The organism is Diplocloster hominis (assembly GCF_032380655.1).
Lineage (GTDB): Bacteria > Bacillota > Clostridia > Lachnospirales > Lachnospiraceae > Diplocloster > Diplocloster hominis.
Genome location: NZ_JAWDIY010000038.1, coordinates 36,295 through 45,053, shown reverse-complemented (window position 1 = coordinate 45,053; position 8,759 = coordinate 36,295). Strand labels below are relative to the sequence as shown.

Genomic DNA, 8,759 nt, shown 5'->3' with positions numbered 1-8,759 from the left:
GAGGTTCTCCAGCCTTCGGAGTTAGCCATTCTTAGGTCCGGCCGAAGTGATTTGGCCCCACGGGATTCGCCGCCCGGTTCCAAAGGCCGGACCGCCTCCCTCCCTTCCCGGACCTTCGTTCACAAAATCCCCATTTACCAAAATTGGCCGTGAATAGTAACAATGAACATAAAACCCTATCAAAAAAACTATTGACAGAAGTGGACCTGGGAGATATACTTTGAATATCAAAATATTTGTTGTTCAAAATAAAGGAGAATATAATCATGTTGGAAAAAATGAGAGAGATCATAGCGGAGCAGTTGAATGTGGAGGAAGCGGAGATTTCCGAGGTAACTTCTTTTAAGGAGGACCTGGGCGCGGATTCGCTGGATCTGTTCGAGCTGGTTATGGCGCTGGAGGAAAATTATGAAGTGGAAATTCCGGCGGAGGATCTCACGGAACTGACTACGGTTGGCAAAGTTATGGATTACCTTAAAGCTAAAGGTGTGGAATAGATGAAAACCAGAGTAACTGAACTGCTGAATATACAATATCCGGTTATTCAGGGCGGAATGGCCTGGGTGGCGGAACATTCCCTGGCGGCGGCGGTATCACAGGCCGGAGGCTTCGGCCTGATCGGAGCAGCCAACGCGCCTGTGGAGGTTGTAAGGGATGAGATCAGGAAAGCTAGGGAGCTGACGGATAAACCTTTTGGCGTAAATATTATGTTATTGAGCCCCCATGCGAAGGATATCGCGTTGATGGTTACAGAGGAGAAAGTGGCTGCGGTGACTACCGGGGCCGGGAACCCGGAACCTTTTATTCCTATGTGGAAGGAGGCGGGGATTCGTGTGATCCCGGTTGTAGCTTCGGTGGCGCTGGCGAAACGGATGGAGAAACACGGGGCGGACGCGGTAGTGGCGGAAGGATGTGAGTCCGGCGGACATATCGGACAGACGACTACGATGGCCTTGGTTCCGCAGGTGGCGGATGCGGTGCAGATCCCGGTGATCGCGGCCGGCGGTATCGGCGATGGCAGAGGAATGGCAGCTGCGCTGATGCTGGGAGCGGAAGCAGTTCAGATGGGGACCCGGTTTGTTGTGGCGGAGGAATCCATTGTACATCAGAATTATAAACAGAAAGTGATAAAGGCCCGGGATATCGATTCCGAGGTGACGGGCCTCACTACCGGCCATCCGGTGCGGTCGCTGCGTAACCAAATGACCAGAGAGTATCTGAAATTGGAACAGGAGGGCGCTTCCTTTGAAGAACTGGAATATATGACACTGGGATCTCTTCGTAAGGCAGTGATGGATGGCGATGTCAAGAGCGGTACGGTAATGGCCGGACAGATCGCCGGATTGGTCAAGAAGGAGCAAAGCTGTGCCGAAATCATTCAGGAAATGATCGGGGAAGCCAAAGCTTTGCTGGAGAAAGACTGGAACATAGGATAAAACATAGGGGACGTACACTTTCATCCGTATATTATGATTGATAAAAAAACGGAAGAGGCGTCTCCATTCTTTTGAATAAATGGTTTGAATATCAAAGTATATCGTGACGCGAAATTCGGTCTGCTATAAGCGGAATAGGCTGAGAAATGAAAATAACAGGAGAAACACATATGAAACTAGCTTTTATATTTCCCGGGCAGGGAGCCCAGTATGCCGGCATGGGAAAAGAATTTTATGATCAGTTTGCAGAAAGCCGCCGGATATTTGAGACGGCCTCGGATGTTCTCTCTATGGATATGAAGGAGCTTTGCTTCGAGCAAAATGAGAGGCTGGATATAACGGCATATACACAGGCAGCCATGCTGACGGTTTCGGCGGCCATGCTGGCCGTTATCGAGGCGGAAGGGGTCCGCGCGGACGCGGCGGCCGGATTAAGCCTGGGTGAGTATGGGGCGATTCTGGCCGGAAAAGCCATGAGCTTTGCGGATGCGGTGGCGGTTGTGCGCAAAAGGGGAATCCTGATGCAGGAAGCCGTACCGGCAGGAGGTGCTATGGCGGCTGTTATGGGAACTGACGCGGAGCTGATCCGGAAGATTTGCGGGGAGACAGAAGGTATCGTGTCTGTCGCCAATTATAATTGCCCCGGACAGATCGTCATAACCGGAGAGGAAAATGCGGTGGCGAAAGCCTGTGAGTCATTAAAAGAGGCCGGAGCCAGAAGAACAGTTCCGTTAAAAGTCAGCGGACCATTTCACTCTAAATTATTAGAACATGCGGGAAGGCAGCTGGAAGAGGTGTTAAGACCTATCCTGCTTCGGAACCCTCAGATCCCCTATATCACAAATGTGACCGCGGAATATGTGACAGATTCGGAAGAGATCAAACCTCTGCTGGGAAGACAGGTCTATTCCTCCGTCTTATGGCAGCAGAGCGTGGAACGGCTGATTGCAGACGGTATCGATACCTTTTTGGAAATTGGTCCGGGAAGGACACTCAGCGGTTTTGTGAAAAAAATCCATAGAGATGCGAAAGTGATGAATATCGAAAAGCCCGATGACCTGAAGAAGGTAATGGAGGAAATGAAATGTTAAAAGATAAGATCGCGCTGGTGACCGGGGCGGGCCGTGGAATCGGAAGGGCTATCGCGCTTTCGTTAGCAGAACAGGGAGCTGCGGTTGTCATCAATTACAGCGGCTCTGAACAGGCGGCCAACGAGACGGCAGGGAAGATAATGGAAAATGGCGGAACTGCCATGACCTATCAGTGCAATGTAGCGGATTTTCAGCAGGTGGAAGCTATGATACGGACAGTCGTTGATAAGTACGGGCGGCTGGATATTCTGGTAAATAACGCGGGTATCACCCGGGACGGCCTGATTATGAAGATGAGTGAGGAAGACTTCGACCAGGTGATGGATATCAACCTGAAAGGAACCTTCCATACGATCCGGCACAGTGCCAGGCAGATGATTAAGCAAAGAGCCGGCAATATTATCAATATTTCCAGCGTCTCCGGAGTATTGGGAAATGCCGGGCAGGCGAATTATGCCGCTTCCAAGGCCGGAGTGATCGGATTGACCAAGACCATGGCCAGGGAGTTGGCCAGCCGCGGGATTCGTGTAAATGCGGTGGCTCCCGGATTCATACAGACCGACATGACCGCTGTACTTACGGATAAGCTGAAAGAACAGGTTAAGACGCAGATCCCGCTGGGACGGATGGGAACTCCGGATGAGATCGCCGGTGTTGTCAGCTTTTTAGCTTCCGATCAGGCCAGTTATATAACGGGACAGATTATTCATGTGGACGGAGGTATGGCGATATGAGAAGAGTAGTGATTACGGGTATGGGAGCGATCACCCCCATCGGACTCAATGTACAGGACTTCTGGGAAGGTTTAAAAGCAGGAAAAACCGGATTCCGGGAAATAACCAAATTCGATGCGTCTGAATACAAAGCATGCATCGCGGCAGAAGTAAAGGATTTCAACCCCAGAGATTACATGGACTTCAAGGCGGCAAAACGAATGGAGGCCTTCTGCCAGTATGCAGTGGCTGCGTCGGGGGAAGCCATAGCGGATGCGGACCTTAAGATAGAAGAGGAGGACCCCTACATGGTAGGCTGTGCGGTCAGCAGCGGTATCGGAAGCCTGCAGGCCATGGAGCGGGAACATCAGAAACTGCTGGAAAAAGGGCCCGGCCGGGTAAACCCGCTGCTGGTGCCTCTGATGATCACAAATATGGCGGCCGGCAATGTGTCTATCCAATATGGGCTAAAAGGGAAAAGCATCAATGTGGTAACTGCCTGTGCCAGCGGGACCCACTCGGTGGGGGAGGCCTACCGCAGTATTCAGACTGGTGATGCGGATGTGATGCTGGCAGGAGGCGCGGAGAGCTCGATTACGCCCATCGGAGTAGCCGGATTTGCCGCCCTGACGGCCCTGTCCACTTCCAAAGACCCGGACCGCTGTTCCATTCCCTTTGACAAGGAGCGAGACGGTTTTGTCATGGGTGAGGGCGCCGGCGTCCTGATTCTGGAAGAACTGGAGCATGCGAAGCACAGGGGGGCACGCATTCTGGCTGAGGTAGTCGGATACGGAGCTACCAGCGACGCCTATCACATTACTTCTCCTGCGGAAGACGGAGAGGGAGCCGCGCAGGCAATGCGCAGAGCCATTCAGGAATCCGGCGCAGACCTTCATGAGATTACCTACATCAATGCGCACGGCACCAGTACCCACCACAACGATCTGTTTGAAACCAGGGCGATAAAAAAAGTATTTGGGGAGCATTCCTGCAAGCTTAAGGTTAACTCCACCAAATCCATGGTCGGACATTTACTGGGAGCCGCGGGCGCCGTTGAATTGATTGCCTGTGTCAAAACCATAACGGACAGTTATATCCACCCGACTGCGGGGTACCAGGTACCGGATGAAGAACTGGATCTCAACTATGTTCCGGGAAACGGTATTGCAGGGGAAGTGGAGTATGCACTCAGTAACTCGCTGGGATTCGGCGGTCATAACGCCAGCGTACTGATCCGAAAATATCGTCCTTAAGTTCACCCATCCCTGAATAAAAGGTGCAGTAAATGCACCACTGGAGGTACGGTTGAACATAAAGTTCACCCATACCTGAACAAAAGGTGCAGTAAATGCACCACTGGAGGTAATTATGGAATTAGATAATATTATAAAATTGATCCATACAGTATCCGAATCCGCTCTGTCCAGTTTTACACTGGAAGAGGGGGATATGAAAATTTCCCTGGAGTCCCGTCGGGACACCCAGATCGTGAATGTAAGCGGAGAGAATTCTCAGGTAACGGCCGCGCCTGGCCCCATCCCTTCGGTCACAGCGGCACCAGATACGGAAGCCGCAGCAGGGAATCTTATCAAGTCTCCATTGGTGGGCACCTTCTACAATGCTCCTTCACCAGATGCCGCAGCATTCGTCCAGGCCGGAGACACCGTGAAAAAAGGTCAGGTTCTGGGTATCGTGGAGGCAATGAAACTGATGAATGAGATCGAAAGCGAATACGACGGCATTGTGGAAGAAGTTCTGATCGGCAATGAACAGATGGTAGAGTACGACCAGCCTCTTTTCCGCATCCGTTGACGAAAGGGGACATGTCCAAATCGATCTGGGACATGTCCAAACTGAAACGGACATGTCCCAAACCGAAATGGACATGTCCCAAATTCGAAGGGCAGGAGAATAGAGACATGGTTATGGATATTAAGCAGATTATGGAAACCATCCCGCACCGCCAGCCGTTTTTGCTGGTGGACCGGATCGAAGAGCTGGAGCCGGGCAAACGGGCGGTGGGAACGAAGTGTGTCACCTATAATGAACCTTTTTTTGCCGGACATTTTCCGCAGGAACCGGTGATGCCGGGGGTATTGATTATAGAAGCCCTCGCACAGGTGGGCGCAGTGGTTATTTTAAGCCAGCCGGAATGCAAGGGGAAAATCGCCTACTTTGGCGCGATCAACTCGGCTAAGTTTAAGAAGAAGGTGCTGCCCGGCGACGTGCTTTCGCTGGAAGTGGAAATGATCAAACAAAAAGGCCCGATCGGCGTCGGAAAAGCGACGGCACGGGTGGATGGACAGATCGCAGCGTCAGCTGAGCTGACCTTTGCCATCGGATAGGAGTGTCTATGTTTCAGAAAATATTAATTGCCAACAGAGGAGAGATCGCGGTTCGGATCATCCGGGCCTGCCGGGAGATGGGGATAAAGACCGTGGCGGTCTATTCACAGGCGGACCGGGATGCACTTCACGCCCAGCTGGCTGATGAAGCGATCTGCATTGGGCCTGCGCCGGCCGCGGAGAGCTATCTGAATATGGAGCGGATCTTAAGCGCCACCATCGCAGCAGGAGCGGACGCGATCCACCCCGGATTCGGATTCTTATCGGAGAACAGCCGCTTTGTGGAAATGTGTGAGAAATGCCATATAACTTTTATCGGTCCCCCGGCGAAAGTGATCAGCCGGATGGGAAATAAATCAGAAGCCAGACATACCATGATGGAGGCGGGGGTTCCGGTGGTGCCGGGCACAAAAGAAGCCGTGTATACGGTACAGGACGGCAGGAAAGCCGCGGACCAGATCGGATATCCGGTCATTGTCAAGGCATCCTCAGGCGGAGGCGGCAAGGGGATGCGTATCGTGGAAAAAGCGGAAGAATTCGAGGGACAGTTTTCCACCGCCCAACGGGAATCGATCAACGCTTTCGGCGACGATGCCATGTATATTGAAAAATATGTACAGCGCCCCCGGCATATCGAGTTCCAGATTCTGGCGGATCAATACGGTCATGTAGTACAGCTGGGTGAACGGGACTGTTCTATCCAGAGACGACATCAGAAGCTGATCGAGGAATCCCCCTCCTGTGCCATCGATGAGAAACTGCGCAGGGAAATGGGAGACACGGCGATCCGCGCTGCCAAAGCGGCCGGTTACGAAAATGCCGGAACCATCGAATTCCTGCTGGACAGAGACGGCAGTTATTATTTTATGGAAATGAACACACGGATTCAGGTGGAGCATCCGGTAACCGAGATGGTAACCGGTATTGATCTGGTACGGGAGCAGATACGCATCGCGGCGGGAGAGCCTCTAAGCTTTACCCAGGAAGAGATCACCATCCGCGGCCATGCGCTGGAATGCCGGATCAATGCGGAGAACCCGGCCAGACACTTTATGCCCTGTCCTGGAACCGTGACGAATCTGCATCTGCCGGGCGGTAACGGTGTACGGATCGAAACCGCCCTGTTCCAGGATTATACGGTTCCGCCCAATTATGATTCCATGATTGTAAAGGTGATCGTCTATGACAGAAACCGGGAGCTGGCGATCCGGAAGATGCAGAGCACACTGGGGGAACTGGTCATCGAAGGAATTACCACAAATATTGATTTCCAGTACGAGATCATCAATCATCCTGATTTTCAGAGCGGCAATACCAATACCCATTTTATTGAGGAGCATCTGCCATGTTAAAAGAAATGTTTAAAAAACCGGTCTATATAACGCTGAATAAGACAAAAGACAGCGCAGAACCCCAGGTGCCCGAGGGCCTATGGATCAAATGTCCGAAATGCAGGGAAATGCTTTACAAAGAGGACGTGGCCTCCAACCGCTATGTATGTTACAAATGCGGAGGATATTTCCGGGTAAAGGCCAAAAACCGGATTCGGATGGTGGTGGACCGGCATACCTTTGAAGAGTGGGATGCGGATCTGTACGGCGGAAACCCTCTGGAGTTTAAAGGATATGAAGATAAATTGGAGCAGACAAGGGAGAAGACGAAGCTGAACGAAGCTGTCATCACCGGGCAGGGGAAAATCTATGGGGAAGATGCCGTCTTAGGGATCTGTGATTCCCGATTTATGATGGGCAGCATGGGTCACATGGTCGGGGAAAAACTGACCAGAGCCATTGAACGCGCCACCGCCCGGCGGCTTCCGCTGGTTATCTTCACCTGCTCCGGCGGAGCCAGGATGCAGGAAGGGATGATTTCCCTGATGCAGATGGCCAAGACGGCGGCGGCCCTGAAGCGCCACTCCGACGCGGGACTGCTCTATATTTCCGTGTTAACCGATCCCACTACAGGCGGGGTCACGGCCAGTTTCGCCATGCTGGGAGACATTATTCTGGGGGAACCGGGCGCGCTGGTGGGTTTTGCCGGTCCCAGAGTCATTGAGCAGACCATAGGGCAGAAGCTTCCGGAGGGATTCCAGAGGTCGGAATTCCTGGTGGAACACGGAATCATCGACGGTATCGTAGAGAGGAAAGACCTGAAAGACACCTTGCACAGACTGATCCTGATGCATAAGCCTATTCAGAGGTCTATTCAAAAGTCTATTCAGAAGTCCAACTCTGCTAAGGTCCAGTCCGCTGATCAGCATCATGCTGTTTTGACGGACCGTGCCAATGGCCCGGACACAGGAAATACAGAACCTATAGATGCCGGCAATGCTACAGAAAGGTCTGCATGGGAGCGCGTCCGCACGGCCAGAATGCCGGACCGTGCCACTGCAGTGGATTATATCCAGACGCTGTTTGAAGATTTCATGGAACTGCATGGAGACCGTACTTTCCGGGATGACGGGGCAGTAGTCGGAGGCCTTGCCTGGCTGGACGAGATACCGGTAACCGTGATCGGGCAGCAAAAGGGACGTAATACGAAAGAAAATGTATTCCGCAACTTCGGTATGCCGAATCCCGAAGGATACCGCAAAGCGCTTCGATTGATGAAGCAGGCGGAAAAATTCGGCCGTCCGGTGATTACTTTTGTAGATACCCCCGGAGCGTTCTGTGGGTTAGAGGCCGAGGAACGGGGACAGGGAGAAGCCATCGCCAGAAATCTGTTGGAAATGTCCGCGCTGCAGGTGCCGGTCCTTTGCATCGTCATCGGAGAAGGAGGCAGCGGCGGAGCCCTGGCTCTGGCTGTGGGAAATGAAGTCTGGATGATGGAAAATGCCGTATACTCCGTACTGTCTCCGGAAGGGTTCGCATCGATCCTGTGGAAAGACAGCAAAAGATGTGATGAAGCGGCTGAGGTCATGAAAATAACCGCGTCGGACCTGTCGGAACTTAAAGTCATAGATAAAATCATACCGGAACCAGAGCCTGCAAATCCCCATAACCTGGAAGAAATCTGCGGTCCCATGAAAAACGAAATCCGTAAGTTCCTGCAAAACTATCTGAGTAAGGACAAAGAAGAGATCGCCGGCCAGCGTTATGAGCGTTTTCTGAAATACTAGAAACATGTATTCTCAAAATACTGGAAATGTGTATTCCCAAAGCCGTCTGCCGGCGG

Annotated in this window: 9 protein-coding genes; all 9 read left to right on the top strand. The window is 52.2% G+C overall.

The genetic code is table 11. The annotated features are described in order from the left end of the window. Positions 1–266 precede the first annotated feature (266 nt). The 9 genes from acpP to ABC831_RS22600 all read left to right on the top strand — a co-directional run bounded on the left by acpP (position 267) and on the right by ABC831_RS22600 (position 8,703). Positions 267–497 carry an acyl carrier protein gene (gene acpP, locus ABC831_RS22640; RefSeq protein ID WP_343250345.1) on the top strand — a complete coding sequence of 77 codons (231 nt, stop codon included), beginning with the start codon at positions 267–269 and terminating at the stop codon, positions 495–497. Beyond that, positions 498–1,436: an enoyl-[acyl-carrier-protein] reductase FabK gene (fabK, locus tag ABC831_RS22635; protein WP_343250344.1), complete on the top strand. Its 939-nt coding sequence runs from the start codon at positions 498–500 to the stop codon at positions 1,434–1,436. A 170-nt stretch (positions 1,437–1,606) separates the two neighbouring features. Then, on the top strand, positions 1,607–2,527 hold the full coding sequence (gene fabD, locus ABC831_RS22630) for an ACP S-malonyltransferase (protein WP_343250343.1): 921 nt from the start codon (positions 1,607–1,609) through the stop codon (positions 2,525–2,527). Continuing rightward, positions 2,521–3,261: a 3-oxoacyl-[acyl-carrier-protein] reductase gene (gene fabG, locus ABC831_RS22625; RefSeq protein ID WP_343250342.1), complete on the top strand. Its 741-nt coding sequence runs from the start codon at positions 2,521–2,523 to the stop codon at positions 3,259–3,261. Before fabD ends, fabG begins: the two co-directional genes overlap by 7 nt. Beyond that, positions 3,258–4,493: a beta-ketoacyl-ACP synthase II gene (fabF, locus tag ABC831_RS22620; protein ID WP_343250341.1), complete on the top strand. Its 1,236-nt coding sequence runs from the start codon at positions 3,258–3,260 to the stop codon at positions 4,491–4,493. The genes fabG and fabF overlap by 4 nt, the downstream gene beginning before the upstream one ends. Before the next feature lie 115 nt (positions 4,494–4,608). Next, a complete protein-coding gene (gene accB, locus ABC831_RS22615; RefSeq protein ID WP_343250340.1) occupies positions 4,609–5,052 on the top strand; it encodes an acetyl-CoA carboxylase biotin carboxyl carrier protein in 444 nt (147 codons plus the stop codon). Between the two features lie 107 nt (positions 5,053–5,159). After that, positions 5,160–5,585, top strand: a complete 426-nt coding sequence (gene fabZ / locus ABC831_RS22610) for a 3-hydroxyacyl-ACP dehydratase FabZ (protein WP_343250339.1) — start codon at positions 5,160–5,162, stop codon at positions 5,583–5,585. A gap of 8 nt (positions 5,586–5,593) precedes the next feature. Beyond that, complete coding sequence (locus ABC831_RS22605; protein WP_343250338.1) at positions 5,594–6,937, top strand: acetyl-CoA carboxylase biotin carboxylase subunit; 1,344 nt, start codon at positions 5,594–5,596, stop codon at positions 6,935–6,937. Continuing rightward, positions 6,931–8,703: an acetyl-CoA carboxylase carboxyltransferase subunit alpha gene (locus ABC831_RS22600; protein WP_425524617.1), complete on the top strand. Its 1,773-nt coding sequence runs from the start codon at positions 6,931–6,933 to the stop codon at positions 8,701–8,703. Before ABC831_RS22605 ends, ABC831_RS22600 begins: the two co-directional genes overlap by 7 nt. Positions 8,704–8,759: the final 56 nt, after the last annotated feature.